The 19,664-nt window shown below is 49.3% G+C and carries 15 protein-coding genes; all 15 read right to left on the reverse strand.

Going from position 1 to position 19,664, the window contains the following annotated elements:
* Positions 1–441: 441 nt before the first annotated feature.
* A complete protein-coding gene (locus AC506A_RS13825; protein WP_495461573.1) occupies positions 442–2,265 on the reverse strand; it encodes a cache domain-containing sensor histidine kinase in 1,824 nt (607 codons plus the stop codon).
* Entirely contained in the window at positions 2,249–3,880 is a 1,632-nt protein-coding gene (locus AC506A_RS13830; RefSeq protein WP_495461574.1) for a response regulator, read from the reverse strand. Before AC506A_RS13830 ends, AC506A_RS13825 begins: the two co-directional genes overlap by 17 nt.
* Positions 3,881–4,012: 132 nt before the next feature.
* Positions 4,013–5,122: a kanamycin nucleotidyltransferase C-terminal domain-containing protein gene (locus tag AC506A_RS13835; RefSeq protein WP_495461575.1), complete on the reverse strand. Its 1,110-nt coding sequence runs from the start codon at positions 5,120–5,122 to the stop codon at positions 4,013–4,015.
* Between the two features lie 16 nt (positions 5,123–5,138).
* Positions 5,139–6,104, reverse strand: a complete 966-nt coding sequence (locus AC506A_RS13840) for a GNAT family N-acetyltransferase (RefSeq protein WP_495461576.1) — start codon at positions 6,102–6,104, stop codon at positions 5,139–5,141.
* 438 nt (positions 6,105–6,542) lie between these two features.
* The gene (locus tag AC506A_RS13845) at positions 6,543–7,154 is read right to left on the reverse strand and encodes a M15 family metallopeptidase (protein WP_495461577.1); all 612 of its coding nucleotides are present in this window, start codon (positions 7,152–7,154) and stop codon (positions 6,543–6,545) included.
* 146 nt (positions 7,155–7,300) lie between these two features.
* The gene (locus AC506A_RS13850) at positions 7,301–8,029 is read right to left on the reverse strand and encodes a nucleoside phosphorylase (protein WP_495461578.1); all 729 of its coding nucleotides are present in this window, start codon (positions 8,027–8,029) and stop codon (positions 7,301–7,303) included.
* Complete coding sequence (locus AC506A_RS13855) at positions 8,029–8,703, reverse strand: sulfite oxidase-like oxidoreductase (protein WP_495461579.1); 675 nt, start codon at positions 8,701–8,703, stop codon at positions 8,029–8,031. Before AC506A_RS13855 ends, AC506A_RS13850 begins: the two co-directional genes overlap by 1 nt.
* A 33-nt stretch (positions 8,704–8,736) precedes the next feature.
* Positions 8,737–9,660 carry an ABC transporter permease gene (locus AC506A_RS13860; RefSeq protein ID WP_495461580.1) on the reverse strand — a complete coding sequence of 308 codons (924 nt, stop codon included), beginning with the start codon at positions 9,658–9,660 and terminating at the stop codon, positions 8,737–8,739.
* Positions 9,644–10,714, reverse strand: a complete 1,071-nt coding sequence (locus AC506A_RS13865; RefSeq protein WP_495461581.1) for an ABC transporter permease — start codon at positions 10,712–10,714, stop codon at positions 9,644–9,646. Before AC506A_RS13865 ends, AC506A_RS13860 begins: the two co-directional genes overlap by 17 nt.
* Positions 10,711–12,207 (reverse strand): ABC transporter ATP-binding protein, encoded by a 1,497-nt coding sequence (locus tag AC506A_RS13870; RefSeq protein WP_495461582.1) that lies wholly within the window; start codon positions 12,205–12,207, stop codon positions 10,711–10,713. The genes AC506A_RS13865 and AC506A_RS13870 overlap by 4 nt, the downstream gene beginning before the upstream one ends.
* Before the next feature lie 76 nt (positions 12,208–12,283).
* Positions 12,284–13,336, reverse strand: a complete 1,053-nt coding sequence (locus AC506A_RS13875; protein ID WP_495461583.1) for a BMP family lipoprotein — start codon at positions 13,334–13,336, stop codon at positions 12,284–12,286.
* 382 nt (positions 13,337–13,718) lie between these two features.
* Complete coding sequence (locus AC506A_RS13880) at positions 13,719–14,321, reverse strand: sigma-70 family RNA polymerase sigma factor (RefSeq protein ID WP_495461584.1); 603 nt, start codon at positions 14,319–14,321, stop codon at positions 13,719–13,721.
* Positions 14,322–14,428: 107 nt separating this feature from the next.
* Entirely contained in the window at positions 14,429–17,182 is a 2,754-nt protein-coding gene (locus tag AC506A_RS13885; protein WP_495461585.1) for a discoidin domain-containing protein, read from the reverse strand.
* A 12-nt stretch (positions 17,183–17,194) separates the two neighbouring features.
* Entirely contained in the window at positions 17,195–18,661 is a 1,467-nt protein-coding gene (locus AC506A_RS13890; protein ID WP_495461900.1) for an ABC transporter substrate-binding protein, read from the reverse strand.
* Between the two features lie 130 nt (positions 18,662–18,791).
* Entirely contained in the window at positions 18,792–19,664 is an 873-nt protein-coding gene (locus tag AC506A_RS13895; protein WP_495461586.1) for a carbohydrate ABC transporter permease, read from the reverse strand.

Here is a 19,664-nt window from a genome sequence, read left to right on the forward strand (position 1 = left end):
TGAACAATTTTACAATAAAATTGCATAATTATTAGATCGGAAGCTCACGCACAGCAAATATGATCCTTTATCGCTCACGGGGCTGAACGTTCGTATACCGTATCTAACTACCGCAGAGCGCTTCTGGATACCCCATGTCCTATGTTTGGATATTCTAACGAACCGTAGAGGACTTATTTGCCCGGATTTCGGGAATCCGAGATTCTAACGAACCGTAGAGGACTTATTCTGGAATATACGGCCCCCAAATACTCAAAAGCCATTAAATAAGGCTCCTACGATTCGTTAGCATTTTTTGGGGGGTATTTTCATGCAAATAAGCTCTGTACGATTCGTTAGATCATTCCGCACTTCCACAATTCCGAGAATAATCGCAACTTCCCCCTATACATGAAAAAAACAGCGGTTCGAGATGTTTCGACCGCTGTTTGTATGGTTGATTTATCCCATCGATTTGGGAAGTCTGATGAGGACCTCTGTTCCTAATCCCTCGCTGCTGTCTATGCTAATCCCGTACTTCTCGCCAAAGTTGAGCATGATCCTTCGGTTTACGTTGCGCAGCCCAATCCCCGCCACCTTCTCTTTCTCTCTATTGAAGATCGGCTGATACAGACTGAGCTTGATTCCGGTCAGCTTGTCCTGCGCAATCCCTATTCCATTGTCCGAAACATGGACAAGCAGCTCGTCTTTGTCCTCTTCCATCTGAATGACGATATCAATTCGGCTGACCTGCTTACTCAATCCGTGCACAACGGAATTCTCAATAATCGGCTGCAAAATAAACTTGATGATTTGATAGTCCATCAGATGCTCCGGAATATCGAACCGATAACTGATTTTGTTATTAAACCGCCAGTTCATAATTTTCATGTAATTCTCAAGGTAGCTCATTTCTTCTCTGACGGTGCACATCGGTTCGTTGCTGCTGTAGAGCGGATGCAAAATATTTCCTAAAGCGACGACGCTGTCGACGATATTGTCCGCTTTGTTGATCATCGCCATCCACTTGATCATGTTCAGCGTGTTATATAGAAAATGAGGATTGATTTGATTTTGCAGCGCTTCAATCTCCAGCTCCTTCTTCTCGCGTTCCACCTCGGTATTCTTCGTCACGAGCTCTTGGATGTTGAGCGACATCTCATTGAATCGCATGATAACAAGGCCAAGCTCATTCTTCGGGATGTTCGGCAGCGTGATCCCCAAATTCCCTTTGCCCATATCCTTCATCTTGCGTGCCAGACTGCTGAGCGGGTTCGTGATTCTTCGCATCGAGAATACGAATACGACGACAATCAGAATCAAGCTGATGACAAACACGAAGATCACGACTTGCTGCAGTTCAATCACGTCGCTCTGCAGCAGTTCCAGCGGGAATTCCCTTATCACATACCAGCCTGTCTCTTCGATGCGATAATAGACCACCATCTTCTTGGTCCGCCCTTCCGTAATGTTGATACTCTTGAAATCGACGCCGGCCTCCGGTTGAAATACCGCCTTCTGGCCAAGCTCATTATTCCGCGTACTGGAGATGATCGTTCCGCTAGCATCCATGATATACATATAATCGTCAGGCGAGCTGATGAACTTGGAATAGGTCGAGCGCAGCTCCCGTTCGTCGATATTGAATACAACCACCGAGGACAGCTTGGACTCCAGCAGCGCCCTTGCTCCCATCACGAAGCTGACGACATAACCGGGGTCCTTCGTATCTTCGACAATATCGTAGTACCAATTCTCCGTTATGCCGCCGTACCACACCGGATTCGGGTACGTTTGCAGTGCTTGATCGTATAGACCGGACGTAATGAGCTTGTGCTCGTTCCCATGGCTGTTGACGACGCTCCTCGTCTTGCTGCTGCCGATAATACTGTTTTTCGTGAAGACGTAGATGGAATTGAGGCTGTTATTATAGCTGTTTGTAAAATCACTGATTTTCTTAAATACATTTTGCTGTCTTTCGATCGATTCGTAGGTGGACTCGATATTGTCCGCTTTCAGAAAGTCCTGAACCTCCGAATCCACCAAGAAAATGCGATATATTTTCTCGACCTCATTTTGCAGCGTTTGAATGTTGTATTCCGATTGTTTGAACTGCTCATAGATGTACTTCTCGCTTCGTTTCTGCAGAATATGAATCGAAGAATTGTAGACGAGATAAGAACCAAGAAGCATGACAATCATCCAGATCGCAACGAAGTAGACAAGCAGCTCAAACCCGATACTGCGAAAAAAGCCCCTTCTGGTCTTACTAATCGATAATTTCACCCTCCGGTTCCTCCGCCTGCTCCACAAGCCATTGTTTTCGATATTCGCCTGTCGTCATACCGGTTACCTTCTTGAAGATTTTGCAGAAATAGGTGTTTTCCTTAAAGCCGACGCTTTCAGCAATCTCGTAGGATTTGAGGTAGGAGTCCAGCAGCAATTCTTTCGCTTTCTCAATTCGAATCTCGTTTAAGTAATCGACGAAATTAATATTCATCTCTTTCTTAAACAGGCTGCTCAGGTAACTCGGGCTTAAATTCACGTAGGCAGAAGCTTGCTGGAGAGACAGATCACTGCTGTAGTTGGTCTCCATGTAGTCCAGTGCCAGCCTAACTTCTTTGCTGACGACTCTTTTCTTTCTCTTCGCTGCTGCGATGCGCGACAAGAAATCATACAAGCTTCGATGAATTTCATCCAACGTCTCACTTTGCCGAATCGATTGAATGACCGCCAGAATGACCTGCTCGCTGCCTTCTTCTTGGAACTTCAAACTATTGACCGTCCACTGGACGAGGCGACAAAACTTCTCCAGAACCTCTGCTCTGGAGTGAGAAGGCTCGCTCATAATGGAGCGGAAACGGTCGCCGTATTCTTGTAGGAAAGCCGGTGTCATGCCTGCTACTCGCTCGGACATGTTCAGTATTTCTTCTGTTTTCTCTTGCGTTACTGTTCGCCTGTTAAAATCAACATAGCGACCATAGATGCCGGTACCGCCGAAGAATTTGTCCTCTAGTGCGGTTAAGGCTTGGTCATACATGCTCCGCAGGGAAGCATAGCCGGATCGAATTTCGCTTACGCCAAAGGATACGGTTGCATTGAAATAGGTTTTGAAAGGGGTTTCAATTTCCTTTAGCATTTGCAGCACTTCTTCCCGGATGACGCTCTCTTCGTGCGACTTGTTGTAGCTGAAGATGAGGATGTACTTGGCGCCGTCATCACAGAAGGCTTCGCCGTTACGGAAATGGAGGAACATCTCGTCCAGTACATTCAGCATCGTATGCTTAACCAATTGGCCGTTTGTATCTTTAAACAGCTTTTTGATTTTGGCAAAATGGTCCATTTCGAGCACGCACATGATCATACGTTCCGATGCCAGGTGGAAGTCATATTGTGCAACCAACGTTTCGAATTCACGTTCCGAATAGCCGTTGTAGAGGATATAGTCTTTCATAATTTTTTCTTTGATGACATGACGATTCGCATCGCTGATTTTGGGAAGGGATGGCTGCCGGTTCTCGTCCGTGGACAGCTCTTGCTGCATTTTGCTCAGAATCACATTGATTTGTTCAATTGTCATGGTGAGCTTAAGAATATAATCGGACACGCCATATTGGAGTGCTTGCCTGACGAGGTCAAACTCCTCCATGCAGGTTAAGATGACAATTTTCGTGGTCTTGTCTTTCTCTCTGATTCGGGCAATCAGATCCATACCGCTCATGCCGGGCATTTTCAAATCCGTAATGATCAAGTCGGGTTTCTCTTTCTCGTAAATCTCGAGCGCAGACTCCCCGTCAGCCACATCTGCAACGACACACATACCGAAACGATTCCAGTCGATCGCGTTTTTCAGTCCCATTCTGACTAACATCTCATCCTCGACGATCATGACTCCGTACACATTGACCCCTGCCCTCTAGTGTAGAATATGCCCCGGTACAACTTTAAGCTATATTCTATGCTCCCAATGCATTCCTGTAAAGCAATAAAGCATGCCGGTTGTGGCATGCTTCTCGTTTCGTTCCCATGCTGCTTAAACGCGTTCATTCAGAAAATGTGCGAACTGCTCGAGACCGTTAAAGCGGTTAATAGCTACACCTTGGGACTGAAGATGCTGCTCGAGAAGCTGGTCCAAACGCACGACGGCGTCATGAAGCGGGAGTAGATTATGAGGGTCAAGAAGAGCTAGTAAATTAGGGAAGCCTGCTTCGTTATAGTAAGAATGATAGGCTAAGCCCACTTCCAGTGAACCGGGCCAGATCCCTTTCTCAAAAAAGTAGAGAAAACGAGCGACTTCATCCTGCACGCGTATGGACCAATAAGAGACCGTGGAGTACTCATTCTTCTCGCACGCCGTTCGGATTTTGTCGAAGATGCCTTTGATCTCTTCATAGAATCCTATCGCACGATCCGGATATGAAGGGGCGCTTACTAAGGTAGCTCTCTCTTGCGTCAATAGTGCAACTGTATCCGCTGTAAGCTGCTCGCAGGTTCCCCGGATTTCGCTGCATGTGTTTGCGTGCAATATCGTTTCGATCTGCTCTTCCAATCGAACCGGTCGCAGCGGGAATTGCAGCAGCTGCTCGCGATTCTTTCCCCAGCCCCTAGTCATATACGTTCGATTGAGCAGTGCCAGCGCATACACCAGCTTATTCAATACATCGTGGGCTTCAATCTGGCAAACTGAAATGTCGTCCTCGCTAAGCCGGCTCATTTTGTAGAGATGCACGTAGACTTCACGCAGTTGAGACTCTGCCTTCTCGACGAACAGTTGTGTCTGCTGGGGGAGCTCGGAGATGGTCTCGCGCAGCTTGAGAAATCGCGCTCGATCTTCCTCGGAACGTACATACAAGATTTCGCTGTCTGCGATGATCGTCGTGTTCGGCTCCTCGAATTTCGCCATTCGCTCCGCGCGCTCCCAGCTGATTGGCCAGAAGTCAAAGCTGATGTCATTTAGTACAAACTGAATGCTGGCACCGTAGCCTCTGCCAGATGCAGGGATGAAGAAGAAATCCAAGTCCGAACGAGCCGTTGCCGTCCCTTGAGCATACGATCCGTAATAGGCAACAAGAGCAACATCCTCTGAGTAACGCTCTCGTATATGATTGACCAGCGTTTGTGCTACGTCGAATACATTAAGCATGGTATAGCCTCCTATGTTATGTTTCTGATTCTTTGGTCGTTCCGTGAAGAGCAGGTATGTGACAGGTTTGAACTTCAAGTGGCCCTGCCATGAAACCAAGCTTATGATAAACAGACTCCGCATTGTTCCCCTGCATCACATAGAGGCGAAGAATCGGATAATTGTGCTGCTTTAACACATTAAGTGCCCGCCGAAGCATCTTTGTTGCAATACCTCTGCCCTGATGCGATGAGGCAACTGCGATGTTATAGACAGCCGGTATCTCATCTTGGGAAGAAATCAGGCAAATGCCAACTAGCTGCGATGTTGCACGATCATAGACAAGGCTCGATGCCTCGCGCAATTGTTCATTCGTTTGTCCGGGATAATGCGCCATCCAAGAATCATAATCTTTGCGTAATGTCTGTTTTCTGCGCACCCCATCAAGTGTAACGCTGTAGATTCTATAAGAGAGTTCATGGATTGCTTCTGCGTCTCTTAGTCGGATCTGTTCGGAAGCGGTGCTTAATTCAGGCGAGGTTATCTCCAGCGTTTCGTCCCAATCAGTAGGTAGTAGTTCCGTTGGCCGCTGCATCCACCGGCATCTAAATTCACCGGGCCAGAAGCCAGCCTTAGCGAAGAGATCAATCTGATTCGGTAAGATCTCGTAGGCCGTTATCGCCTTTGCTGGGTCTGACCAAGACAGAAGCGCTTGTTTGAGTAACCGCATGACTTGTGGTTCTTGATGAAATGGCGGAATGAAAAACAAGCCAAAGATGATGTTCGGCGCGAGAACTACTCCGCCTATTCGATTCTCCCCCTGATAGATCCAAAACTTTCGACGCCAATGATTCATCGTTAACCCTTGATCTTTAAAGAATCCATTATATTCCATACTATAGTAAATGGAATAATAAATGCCCCAGTCGGCAGAGTCGGCCTGCTCCACATCATACTGTTCAGACAGTGCATATCGCGTTGTTTCATCGGACCACTTTATCATAGCTGGAACCCTCCCTCTATCTGATGAAATCATCCTCAGGAGCAAATTGGAGACAGCAAAAAGCCGTGAATGAACATCGTTCATTCACGGCTTCTTGTAAACGACAACCACAACTAATCACACACAAGTGAGACTAGCCTGTGGAAATCCTTTATAGAGCGATGATGATCAATAGCGTTCATATCAGACAAGCATGAACATCGACAAAGCAAAGAATCCTCACTCTAGAGTAAGTCCGCTGCATCATGTTCATGCGCTATTCAGTTCGTTACTAAACGAGAACTGTTGTCTGGAACCTATTCATCAACAACGCACTAATCCCACCATTCCTTCAAGTTGTTTCCATTGTAGTCAATTGGGTGGTAAATGACAACAACTTATTTTGTGAAGAGTGTCCTATTGCCCAGGAAATACCTCACAAGAAACCACGGTACATTTTTACGTTTTTTTCAAAGTCTCATCAGGCCAATCGCCCCTCTTCAACTCGCGGATCGAATAGCCGAAATCCATCTGCAGATGAGGGTAATCCTTAAAGCTTTTCCAATCTCCGCCCCATGTAAAGCCAAGTTTCTTGGCGAAGAAAACGACCTCCATCCAATCCGACTTTCCGTTCTTATTACCGTCATAGTCCAAATCCCAAATCGCTTTCCCCTTCGGGGTGCGAAGCGCAAAATCGATGGCTAATCCGTAATTGTGAAAGGAGTCGCCTCCCTTAACTTGCGTGACGATCTGTCCGCTGCTGCTTCTCCCCTGCTCATAGAGTACATCCTGCTCCAACTTGCTGCGAAAGCCGTCCGTGATTAGAATCGTGATTCCTGCTTTGGATGTAAGCTTGATCAGCTCCGTCATCTTGGTAACCACCACAGGGTGCAGTGCAGTGACAGGAGGTACATCCTCCGCGTCAATCGATGGCCGGATTCTCTCCTTGATCTGAACGTTAATTATGATAAGGCCAGCCAGCGATAGAAGCATCGCTGCGAACAGCCATTGTCTGCGATTCGTATTTCTTACCCTGGTTTGAGTCGGAACGGAAACGTGAATTTCCGGCATGCTCTTCACATCCTTTGAATCTCGTTAGTCGTAACTATTTTACTAGTTTACCCTAATTTTAAGAGATTAATATACAGGAGCGAAAAAACTTAAAAGCCCGGCATCCACTGGACGCCGGGCTCTATTACATCTATAGGAGGCAGCTGCTACTTAGCAGCCAGCATCACAACAGCGCGCAGCGCCGCTTGGATCTCGCGATCGACGGCATCCGCTACCACGTTCGTGTGTGGATCGTACACCTCGGCGAGGTCGCTGTCGGCGTAGCCGTCGAGAGCGACGATTGCGCCTGCACGAGCACCGCGAAGCGTCGCAACGACATACAGCGCCGCGATTTCCATCTCCACGGCGAGCGCGCCCGCTTGTTTATACTTGCGGTGCGGAATCTCTTCAACGCCGGTGAAGAAAGCATCGAGTGAAACGGTGATGCCTTTCTTCACAATGCCTTCGCTCTCCTGTGCCGCGGCGTACAGGGCGCCGACAACATCGCTGTCGCCGACGGCCGGGAAGCCGTCCGGCACGAGCTGGCGAGTCAATCCCTCTGCACGTACCGCAGCGGTACTGACGATGAGGCTGCCCGCAGGATGGTCAGCCGAATACGAGCCGGCGGTGCCGACGCGGATCAGCGTCTTCACGCCTGCGCGGATCAACTCCTCGAAGCACACTGCCGCACCGGCAGATCCTACGCCATGGCTTGTAACCAAGATGCGTACGCCGCCGATCTCACCGGCGAACGTTCGATATTCACGGCTGAATGCTAGCTCGCGCGCATTATTCAGCTTCTTCGAAATCAGCTCGGCGCGCTTCGGATCACCGCATACAATCGCGTAGTCCGCCGCATCCTCGCTATGAATTTGCAATATAGGCATAAGAGTCATTAGTCGTAGTCCACATCTTTCCACAAATCTTCCGGGAGACCAAGATCTTCCCCGGAGAAACGCTCCTCGCGGAACGGGTCCGCTACATTATGGAAGCCGTTACGCTCCCAGAAGCCCGGACGGTCTTCTTTCATAAATTCGATGCCCGTAATCCACTTCGCGCTCTTCCAGAAATACAAATGCGGCACAACAAGACGGAGCGGGAAACCGTGTTTAGGCGTCAGCGGTTGGCCATCGAACAAGAAGGCGAGCAGCACGTTATCATTCATCATATCTTCAATCGGCAGGTTCGCCTCATAGTCATTGTCTGCATGAATCATCACGTAACGTGCTTCCGGCTTCACGCCGAGCAATGGCAGCAGGTCTTTGAACAAGATACCGTCCCAAGTCGTATCGAACTTCGACCAACGCGTCACACAGTGGATGTCGCACAGTACTTCGGATTGCTTCATCTCTTGAAGTTGAGCAAGCGAGAATTCCATCTCCTTCTCCACTTCGCCGAAGATGCGAAGCCTCCAGTCCGGCAGCGAATAATTCGGCACTTCCCCTTCATGCAAGATCGGGAAGCGCTCTGTTACCGTTTGGCCCGGCGGCAGGCGATGAGCCAGAGAAGCATCAATTTCGACGCTGGTGATCGGTTTCGCTTTTTTCAAACGTTCTGCTTTATTGTTCAATTTGATTACCCTCCTCGAGAGATTCCATATTCATTAACGGGAGCTTTCATTCGCTTTGCGCGCTTCCTGCAGATAGCTCTTATCCTTGAAGAAGAACATCATCACAAGCGTCACCACATAAGGCAGCATATTGGTAAAATTAGTCGGCAGCGCCAAGCCCTGCAGCCGAATACTGATCGCATCCATAAACCCGAACAACAAGCTGGATGCGCCAACGCCAATCGGGTTCGATTGACCAAGCATAGTCGCAACAAGGGCGATAAACCCTCGGCCTGCGGTCATATTTTCCGTGAACATCGTCACTTGTCCAAGCGACAGCTGTGCGCCAGCCAAACCGCACAACACACCGCAAATCAACACTGCTCCATATTGAATGCGTTTGGACTTGATGCCAATGCTGCGCGCGGCAACCGGATTCTCGCCGACAGCGAGCAGTCGGAAGCCGGACACGGTTCTGAACAAGAAATATTGAAACACGAAGACAAGTAAGAAAGCAGCATACACGAGCGGTGAATGCCCGGATAGAACGTCACCTAGCCACGGAATATCTTTGATCAACGGAATATCCCATGCCGGCAAACCTTGCATGTTCTTATCGTAGTAAGCGCCTTTAACATTGAAGATCGCTCGCAGACTGAACGAGGTTAAGCCCAGAGCCAAGAAGTTAAGCGATATCCCGACAATAATGACATTCGCCCTAAGCTGGATGCTTAGATAAGCAAATATCATCGAGAACAGCATGACGCAAACGACAGCAAACGCAACAGCCAGCCACACATTGCCCATTAGATAATTGCCGACAATTGCGAAGAAAGCGCCGAACAGCACAAGCCCTTCCAAGCCTACATTAAACAGTCCAACGCGCGAGCAAATCGCGCCGCCGAGTGCGGCAAGCAGAATGGGTGTCACCATTCGTAGGGCGGAGTTAAACAGTGAAGCATCAAGTAATTGTTCCACCTTGAGCCCTCGCTTTCCTGCGTTTTAAGAAGCCGTAGCTTAATTTAGCCGAGACGAAGAGGATCAGCGTAGCCTGGATGACGCTTGCAATCTCAAGCGGCACCTCCGTATTACGCTCAACGCCCATACCGCCGGTTTGCAAAGCAGCAAGCAATAAAGCAGCGAATGCTGTTCCGAGCGGATGCGAGCTTGCGAGCAGCGTTGCCATGATACCCGACCATGCGTAGCCTGGCGTGGACAATGAGCCATCCAGATAACGGTATTGAGTGCCGAGTACTTCTACTGCACCTGCTAATCCTGCAAAGCCACCGCTTGCAATCATGCTGTAGAGCATCAATTTGCCGCGCTGCACACCGCCATAAGCAGCGAACAGCGGGTTGTTGCCGAGCATGCGGGTTTCATAACCGCTCACCGTATATTTCATGTACAGATATAACAGCACTGCGCCTAGAATCGCAATAATAAATCCGGCATGAAGACTCATACCTTGAAACAATTTAGGAAGCCAGACGCTCTGATCGATCATTTTCGTTTGCGACATCGCCGCCGAACCGGACGTATCCTTAAGCGGATAAGCAACCAAATAACCGGCAAACAAGGAAGCAATGTAATTGAGCAGCAGCGTCGTAATAAGCAAGTTCATGCGGAATTTCGCGTCCATCCAACCGGCGAAAGCAGACCAAACTCCTCCTGCCAGGATGCCGGCAACCAGCGCAAGTATGAGCCTGTACCAACCGGGACCTGGAACGTAAAGGGCGATCAATGCCGCACTCAACCCGCCAAGAATCATTTGTCCTTCTGCTCCGAGGTTAAAGAATCCGGCTCTGAAGGCAAGCGTCGCGCCAAGTCCGACCAAGATTATCGGCGTTGCGCGTGACAGCGTATTCGTGACAAAGTAGAAGCTGCCGAATGCGCCCTTCCACATCTCGGAGTAGGTCTCCATAATGGATCCGCCAACAAGTGTAATGGCAATTGCACCAATCAGCAAGCCAAGTATGACAGCAATAACGGGCTGGAAGAGCGAGCCTGCAAATTGGGTGAGTTTACTTTTCAAGCCTGCTTACCTCCTGCCATCAATAAACTAATCCGTTCTTCTGTCGCTTCCTCTGCACGCAGTTCGCCGACGATCCGGCCTTCATTCATGACCAGGATGCGGTCAGACAGCTTCAGAATCTCCGTCAGCTCCGACGAAACGAGCAGAATAGCGCCTTTCTCTTTCCGTTTCTTGATGAGCTCGCCATGGATGATCTCCATAGCCCCCACATCCACGCCGCGCGTTGGTTCTGCGGCAATTAGAAACGGTGTTCCTTGCGCCAGCTCTCTGGCTACGATCAGCTTCTGCAGGTTTCCACCCGAGAGAAACTGTGCTTTCGTATCCGGCGAGCCGGTCTTGATTTCAAATTGTTTAATCCAGCCTTCTACCATGGAACGAATACTCCGTCCACGCAGCAAGCCGTAACGCTGCTCTCTGCGAGCATGTCCCATCACGCCATTCTCTACAACGGTAGCATCCTTAGCCGCTCCCCATTGATAACGGTCCTCCGGAATATGGGCAAGTCCAAGCTCCCGAATCTTCCGAACCGGCGCTCCCGTAATCTCTTTGCCTGCGAGCATCACTTGTCCGCTGCCAATATCTACGAGACCCGCAATTGCCCCGATCAACTCCGATTGGCCATTACCGGAAATACCTGCAATGCCGACGATTTCACCGGCTCTGACCGATAGATTGACATCGTTCACAAGCGGCTTCCCTTTATCGCCATTCACCGTCAGCGACTTTACTTCAAGCACAGCCGCACCTAGATCAGGCTCTGTTCGGGTCATCTCTACTAAATCGCGGCCGACCATCAGCCTTGAGATCTCCTCAACACTGGTATGCTTAGCATCCACCACGCCGGTCACACGGCCATCGCGAAGCACCGTAATCCGGTCTGCAACGTCCATAATTTCTTGCAGCTTATGGCTGATGATAATGAAGCTTTTCCCTTGCGCAGCAAGCCGTTTAATCGAAATAAGCAGTTCCTTCACTTCAAGCGGCGTCAGTACGCCAGTCGGTTCATCCAGAATAATAATGTCCGCACCTTGATGAAGCACTTTCAAGATTTCAACGCGCTGCTGGACGCCAAGCGAACAAGCCGACGTTTTCTTGCGCGGGTCAACCGGCATGCCATACAAACGCGACAGCTCTTCAACTTCTGCAATTGCAGCCTTGCGATTAAATCCGATACCAGAGCTCGGCTCTCGGCCGATGACGATGTTCTCGGCTACCGTGAAGGAGGGAAACAGCATGAAATGCTGATGCACCATGCCAATTCCGCTGCGAATGGCATCCGAAGGTGTGGAGAAAGACTGCAGGGCGCCGTTAATCTGAATGGAGCCGCTAGTCGGCTTCTCCATGCCGTACAGAATGCGCATGAGCGTTGTTTTGCCAGCGCCATTCTCGCCGACGAGTGCATGAATTTCACCTTTGTTCAGCGTAAAATTAATATCGGTATTGGCTTTTACAGGTCCGTAAGCCTTCGTTATATTCTCCATGCTAAGCAACATTCGGCCGCTCTTCTCCTCTCATACCGTGTAAATAGGAAGAAACCGGCTGTATGTTCATACAGCCGGCAGGTTAACATTATGGGGTCAGCGGGTTCTTAACAACCAGTTTACCGGATACGATATCATCTTTGATTGCTTTTACTTTATCAACGGTTGCTTGGCCGATAAACGGATTCAGAGGAGATTGGCTGTCTCTTGTTACATAAGTAAGACCAACGCCGTCTTCCTTCAAGCCGTAATCAACTGCTCCGTAAGCAAAGTTGCCTTCTGCAAAAGATTTAACCGTTTCATATGCAACTGTGTCTGTACCTTTCAGCTGTGCAAGGACAACATGCTCTGGGTCAACGCCAGTGTTGTCGATGTCTTGACCGGAAGTGTAGAAGCCTTTCTCTTTCGCAGCCTCGAACACGCCAAGGTCGCCTACAGCCGATGCGCCTGCAATGAAGTCAGCGCCTTTGGAGAATTGAAGCAATGCAAGCTCTTTCGCTTTCGCCGGATCCGTAAATCCGCCTACATAGTTCACGAGCATTTCTGCATTAGGGTTTGTATATTTCAAGCCTTGTGCGAAGCCTTCTGTATATTTCTTCAGCAGCGGCGCGTCGATCGCAACTACCATGCCGACTTTATTCGTTTTCGTGGAAAGACCTGCAGCTGCGCCCAAGAGGTACGATGCTTCGTACTCACGGAATACAACGCTGCGTACGTTCGGAAGGTCTACTACCGTGTCGATGATCGCGAATGGTTTATCCGGATTCTCAGCAGCCACTTTCTTCAGTGCATCTTCCGCTTGGAAAGTAGCGGTAATGATCATATCGTAGTTCTCCGCGACGGTCGAACGAAGGTTCTGCTCGAATGCGGCAGGGTCAGTCGATTCGATCGTTTTTACTTCAACGTTAAACTCTTTGCCTGCTTTCTTAAAGCCCTCGTCCATTTGTACGAAGAAGGCGTTAACGCCGATTTTCTCTGGCAGAACAAGTGCGACTTTCTTAGTAGGAGCTTGTTCACTTGCATTGCTCGAATTGCCCGCGTTGGTCGAGTTATCGGCCGTGTTATTGTCTTTCTTACCACATGCGACAAACAATGAAGACATTAAAATAAGTACTACAGCAAGCAGAATCCCTTTTTTCATCTGTTTCTCTCCTAGTCTTATGTGTAATCTCTCTAAATTGCTCAAGAAGAAACGGCTATCGCCGCCCTTACATTGCGAAGTTAGTTTCTTCCCTTAGACATGATAGAAATTTATAGCTACTCCTTATAAATTCTATGATGTATCAAAAATCGACAATTTTCGCGCAATCTGTATGGATATTATACCTCTATGTACCAGAATTGGCTATCCATAAATAAGGCGAACGATTATGTAAATATTACGTAATCCAAATCGATTCCAACCATAGTATCCCAGTACTGGAATTCGCCTATACACGCTGCATAGGATCACACCCACAATCGGCAAGAAGCCGCAAAAAAAGCGTGTGAATGAGCCGTTCCATTCAAACACGCTTTATCGTTTAGAAGAAGCTAAACAACAGCAGAGAATAGATGAGAAGCGTCTTGCCCCAGCGTTTCTTCATAAAGTCTTTCCCGCGGTGGATGCGCGACTTCACGGTATTCACCGGGATATTGTTCGCTCGGCTGATATCCTCCATCGACATCTCGAGCACATAACGCTGATAGACAACGCTTCTATATTTATCAGGCAGTTTATCGATGAGCTCCGCCATCTTCATCGAAAGCTCGCGCTCGATCACTTCCCCTTCCGGAGAGAGTGATGCATGCGGAATGACATCATGTAGAGAGAGCGCTTGATCGGACTGGGCTAAGACAGGTTGGTCCAGCGGCAGCGGAGGGGTTTTGCGGCGGCGAAGAAGATCCAGGCAAATGTTCTTCCCGATATGGAAAATCCACGTCGAGAATCGTTTATTCTCATCAAAGCGGTTCAGGTTCAAATACACCTTCAGAAACGTTTCCTGAACGACATCCTCGGTATCTGTCTTGCTGCGAAGTATTCGATGTGCCATACGGGAAAGTTTATCCTTGTAGAGCTCGACCAATTTGTTAAAGGCCGTTTCATCGCCTTGTCTCGATAACATCACTAATTGCGCTTCATTCACGGCAATTCTCCTTTGCCACCCGTCATCCGTCTTATCTCTTATTATAACAGGAAAAAGAAGAAACGCATCTGTAAAAGCATGCGTTTTTGTGACGATATCTGACGATTTCACGGTCCATATACTTCAAATTCAGAAATTTGAGCCGCCGGCCAGCCGGTGTTACCCTCTACGATGAGCTTGACATAACGAGCGCTCGTTGAATCCATCGCAATTTCAACCGTATTCGCCTTCGAGGGATCAAAGGTATACGTGCTTAGCGCCTTGATTTCAGTATAGCGCTCACCGTCTTCACTTCCTTGCACCGCAAGGGTCTGATCACGTGTTGCCCACGCATCAAGCGGCGGCAGCTTCAGTACGATTCGCTTGATCTGCTTCTTGTCACCGAGATCAACGATCAGCGACTGCGGGAACTTGTTCGAGACACTCTCCCAATAGGTGAAAGGATCGCCGTCTCCTGCCAGCTTCGCCGTCAGCTCCGTATTCGTGTTTGTGCTCGATTGAAGCTCTTGCCCCTGAGCAAGGTTTTCAAGCACCCTCACCTTCTTGAACGGCGAATCCGTTACCGGACTCACCTCGTCCGAAGGGGTGAGCGATACATAGGCTGTTTTCTTGCCGCCCATGTCGGCAATAAAATCTATCATCAGCCACTCGCCTGCTTCAGCAACAGGCAAATCGGCGATCTTCTTACCGTCTGCCTCATAAGCTGAGGCATGGGCATGGGTCCAGCCATTCACCCGCTTAATCCGCAATGTTGTATCGGAACCGATCGGCTGATAGACGCGAATTTCCTTCTCTTCACGAATCTCTGCCAAATAATGCTCGCCCGGATCAAGCTCGTAACCGTTGTATCTTGCATAGCTTCCTGCCCGTACTTCTCCGGACACCGAAGCAATATCGAAACCGCCCGCTGTGAGTGTCGTCTGTTCATCCATCGCATAAGGCTTCTCGGTATCCCAGTTCGCCGTGACGATATGAGTCCCGAAATCCGTCCTCGTCGTGGTCGCATCGATCGCATCATATCGCTGAACGAGAGCATCGACATAATCAGCAAGCACATACTTCTGGAATACACCGGTCAGAGTGATCCATGGATTCGTCGTGCCGGTATATAAGTCGCCGCTTAAGTTGTACCCCATTGCCGCATTCCAGCGGAGCATATCCTTGTTATCCGTCATCGTCTCTGCAGCAAGGTCATGCTGATAGAGCAGCACCTTATCGCGCAGCAGCATACTGGCAAGCGGGTAATAATCGGTGTAGGAAGCGGTATTCTTCCTGTAGCCAAGCAAATCCCACAGGTAATTCGTGCCCATGAATCCAATGCTGTTAGCTGCGAGCACGTCAATGCCGTCTTCCGTATACATACGATGCTTGGTGGAAGCAAAATATTGTCGAACCCCTTCGAAGTAAGCCGACCAAGCATCCGTATCCTCAAGGTGCAGTTCGCCTGCTACGAACGGAGCGTTGCGAATCCCCCACTGATCCTCGAAAATGCCATCCACCCCTGCATCCAGCAGCTTCTGATGTTCCTCCGCAATGCGCTGTGTTACGAAGGGATCGCTGATGTTCATCACATAGCCGCTGTGCTCGCCGTAGTCTTCTTTTAGCGCGGTGCCATTCTGCTGCTCCACAACGATATTCTCCAGCGTCACACCATCCGGCAGTGCCGCCAGCGTCGGAGAATGTACGCCCCACCAGGAAAAATTCGTATACGGCACAACCTGATTGCCCTTCGCCTTCGCATCTGCGATGAAAGAATGAAGAGCATCCTCTCCGCCCCACTTCGGATCAGCAGGAAGGAAATCCGGATAGTTCTCATCATGACCGCCGCTCTGGAAGCCCACCAGATGAAGCATGCCGTTGTACGGCAAAGCATCCACATAGCTGTTCGTCAGCGTACGCCAGTTCTCTTTGCCCAATGCTGCAATATCCAGCTTCATTAAAGGAAGCTCTGCGGTGTGCGCTTTCGCATTGCCGAGTTTATCATCCAACGATTGATACCCGTCAATTCCGTTAAGCGTGCGATAGCTCGCAATGGAGTCAGGATAATCGCCTCCGATTTCAAGCACCACAGTTGGACTCCGCCAGCTCGCTCCCGGTCCCGTCCAAACAGTATATTGATGCACGAAGGCGCTCTTGCCGGCATCATCCGTTTGATTCTTGAACCCAAGCTCTGTCGTCACGACGGGCTTATCACCTTCGACTAAATCATAGAGTGCGACATTACCGCCCGTTGTGCGCAGCGCCGTATAGGAAGCAAACATAACACCGGGATATTGCCCTTCATAAGCATTGTTATCGGTAAAGAAAGAAGGCTTCAGCTTCACGCCCGGCAGCATCGGAAGCAGTCCGTCAACCACTGAATCCGCCGCGAATTTCAGCTCATACGGAAAACGAAACGACTGCAGCGTTTGATGCGTACCATTCTGCACCTCAGCTCGAAGCTGAATGCGATTGCTCTTATCGAAGCTCGCGGTCACATCCACTGCAAGCTTGCCGTCATAATGAAGCAGCAGCTCGGCACGTCCGCTCTTCCACTCATAGTCAAATTTCGCTGCACTCAAACTGTTTATTGAAGAATCGTCTTTCAGAAAAGCCCACCACAGCGCTCCTTTGCGGTTGCCTTGCATCACCTTGCTGCCTGTACTCTTGTCTTTGATATAGGCGATTGCGCCGGCGTCCCGTTGAAAACCGATTTCATAGCTGTCATTGGCAAGCACAAGCAGGCTGCCGGTTTCCTTGAAGCTTACTGCATGCGAGGTAAACAGATCATTTCGGAGGGAGATAAGGGACAGCAGCGCTACTAGAAGTAGCGCTGCTGCGAGGAAGATCCTTGTTCGGGATTCCGGTTTCCAGGCCTTCATAGGGTCGGGATCCTATTCAACCTTAATATTGTTGTAGAACTTCTCTTGCATGTTTTTCGCTGCTGCATCCAGCTCTGCTTTCATGTCGACATCTTTCTTGGAGAAGATTTCTTGCACGACATTCGTCATGGCAGCGTAGTAATCTTGCGTATTGAACTGTGCTTCCGGTTTACCGTCAAGCAAGCTCATGATTTCCGGGCTGTATTGGTATACGTTATCGTATTTGTCGTAAACCGCTTTTACCTTCTGACCGTATTCCGAGTTATCGTTGTAGTACTGGATAACCGGCGGGATGAAGAATTTGTTGTCGGTTTTACGTTGTTTGATGCTTTCTTCAACGGACTCCAAGCCTTTATCGGAGAAGTAGTCGAAGGTTGCGTAGTTGAACGCCATTTCTTGCTCCTCTTTGGAAGCATTCGGATTGATAACAAGGAAGTCGCCGCCGAGGACGCCTGTGTGCTTGCCGCCTTTTTCCGCTGCAGGCATTGGGTACACGAGGATGTCTTCCGGCTTCATGCCGCCTTGGTTCAAGCCTTGGTCGACCGGACCGTCCGGACCTGCGATAACCATAGCCGTTCTGCCTTGCGCGAATGCACCTACCGCATCGCCCCAGCCAAGTGCGAAGTCCTTCGGAATCGCGCTAGCTTCCCAAGCCAGCTTGTGGTAGAACTCAAGCGCTCTAAGACCTGCTTCGGAATTGAAAGCTGCCGTTACTTTGCCGCCGTCAACCGTTTGAATTTCGCCGCCTGCTTCGAACAGGAAGTTGGTCCAGTTCCAGCCTGCTTCATTGCCTTTACCCATTGGTGCGATACCGGAAATCCCCTTCTTCGGCTCCGCAACCGCTTTCGCCGTATTCAGCATGTCGTCCCAAGTCCAGTCGAAGGATGGAACCGCAACGCCTTTATCCGTCAGCATTTTCTTATTCACGACTGTGCCGGTTACATAACCTTGCTGCGCAATGCCGTACACTTTGTCGCCGATAATGAATTGATTTTGCAGAATCGGGTTCATTTGATCTTTGAACTCATAGTTGTTGAACAACTCCGTAATATCCGCTGCCCAGCCGCGCTCAGCAAGGAATTTACCTTCTGTAGCATAAGTATTGAACAGGGTAGGCGCTTCGTTCGCACCCATTTTGATACCAATTTCGTTCGGGTTGTACTGCCATTCGCTCTTCACGATCTCAACGTTTGGATATTTCTCTGTGAACCGTTTGATTTTATCGTCTTCAAGCGCTCTCTTCTCAACCAAATCCGGTGTTGGGTAGTAAATGCTGATCGTTACTTTAGCAGCAGGAGTTTCTTCCGCAGCCGTGTTATCGCCTGTGTTAGCCGCTGTATTCGTGCTGGTATTCGATGAGGCCGCATTGTTCGTCTTTCCGCTGTTCTCGCTGGTGTTGTTGTCGTTCGAGCTTCCGCATGCCGACAGGACGCCTGTCATTAGAAACATGCTGGCCAGAATGAATGAAACCTTACGCATCTTACGCATGTTATATCCCCTTCTCACGTTTATTTACCTTACACGCTCATCATAATAGAGGCGCCGAGAAAGCAGAATGTGTATTCCTATGTCGATCATGTGCAGGTCTACGATTACGATGTAATCCTTTCTATCCTTTGACGCCGCCCATATGCAGCCCGCGAATAATGAACCGTTGGAAAATCAGGAACACGACAATCGGCGGCAGCATGACCATGGTTAACATCGCGAATTTCACGTTCGTATCCAGCCTGCGCACGTTAATGACGTAATTATAGATCGCCGTTGCGAGCGGACGTTTCTGGTCGGTATGCATGACGAGCGATGGCCAGAACCAGTCGTTCCATGCGGTTGAGAAGACGAAGATCGCGAGCGTCGCGAAGATCGGAACCGACAGCGGAAGTGCGATCGCCGCAAACAATCTGAAATCCGATGCTCCGTCGATGCGTCCCGCTTCGAACAGCTCGCTGCTGATGCCATCGAAGAAGTTCTTGAGAAGAAGCAGGAAGAAAGCATTTGCCCCAGCCGGCAGCCAGAACGCTTGGAACGTATTGAGCAAGCCCAAATCCTTCAGGTTGACGAAGTTCGGGATGATGTACGTCGTTGGCGGGATGAACAGTGCCGCAAGAAAGAAGAAGTTAATCGCCCGATTGTACGGGATATTGAGCCTCGACAAGCTAAAGGAAGCCAAGCCGAGCACTAGAACAGTGACAAACATGTTGCCGCCAAAAATAATCATCGTGTTGCGGAAGAACAGCGGCAGCTTAATATAGTTCCACCCTTTGGCGTACGTATCCGCCTGCCAGGTCTGAGGAATAAAATGCGGCGGGAACGAGTTGACCTCCACATTGGATTTGAAGCTGTTCAACAGCGTAACTAATATCGGATAAAGCATGGAGCAGACCATCGCTGTGATGACGAGCAGCATGAGGCCATAAACCAGTTTGTTGGATGTTTTCTGCAGATCATAACGGGATAGTATACCGCGGTCAAAGCTCTTCAT

The organism is Paenibacillus sp. N22P23 (assembly GCF_059383735.1).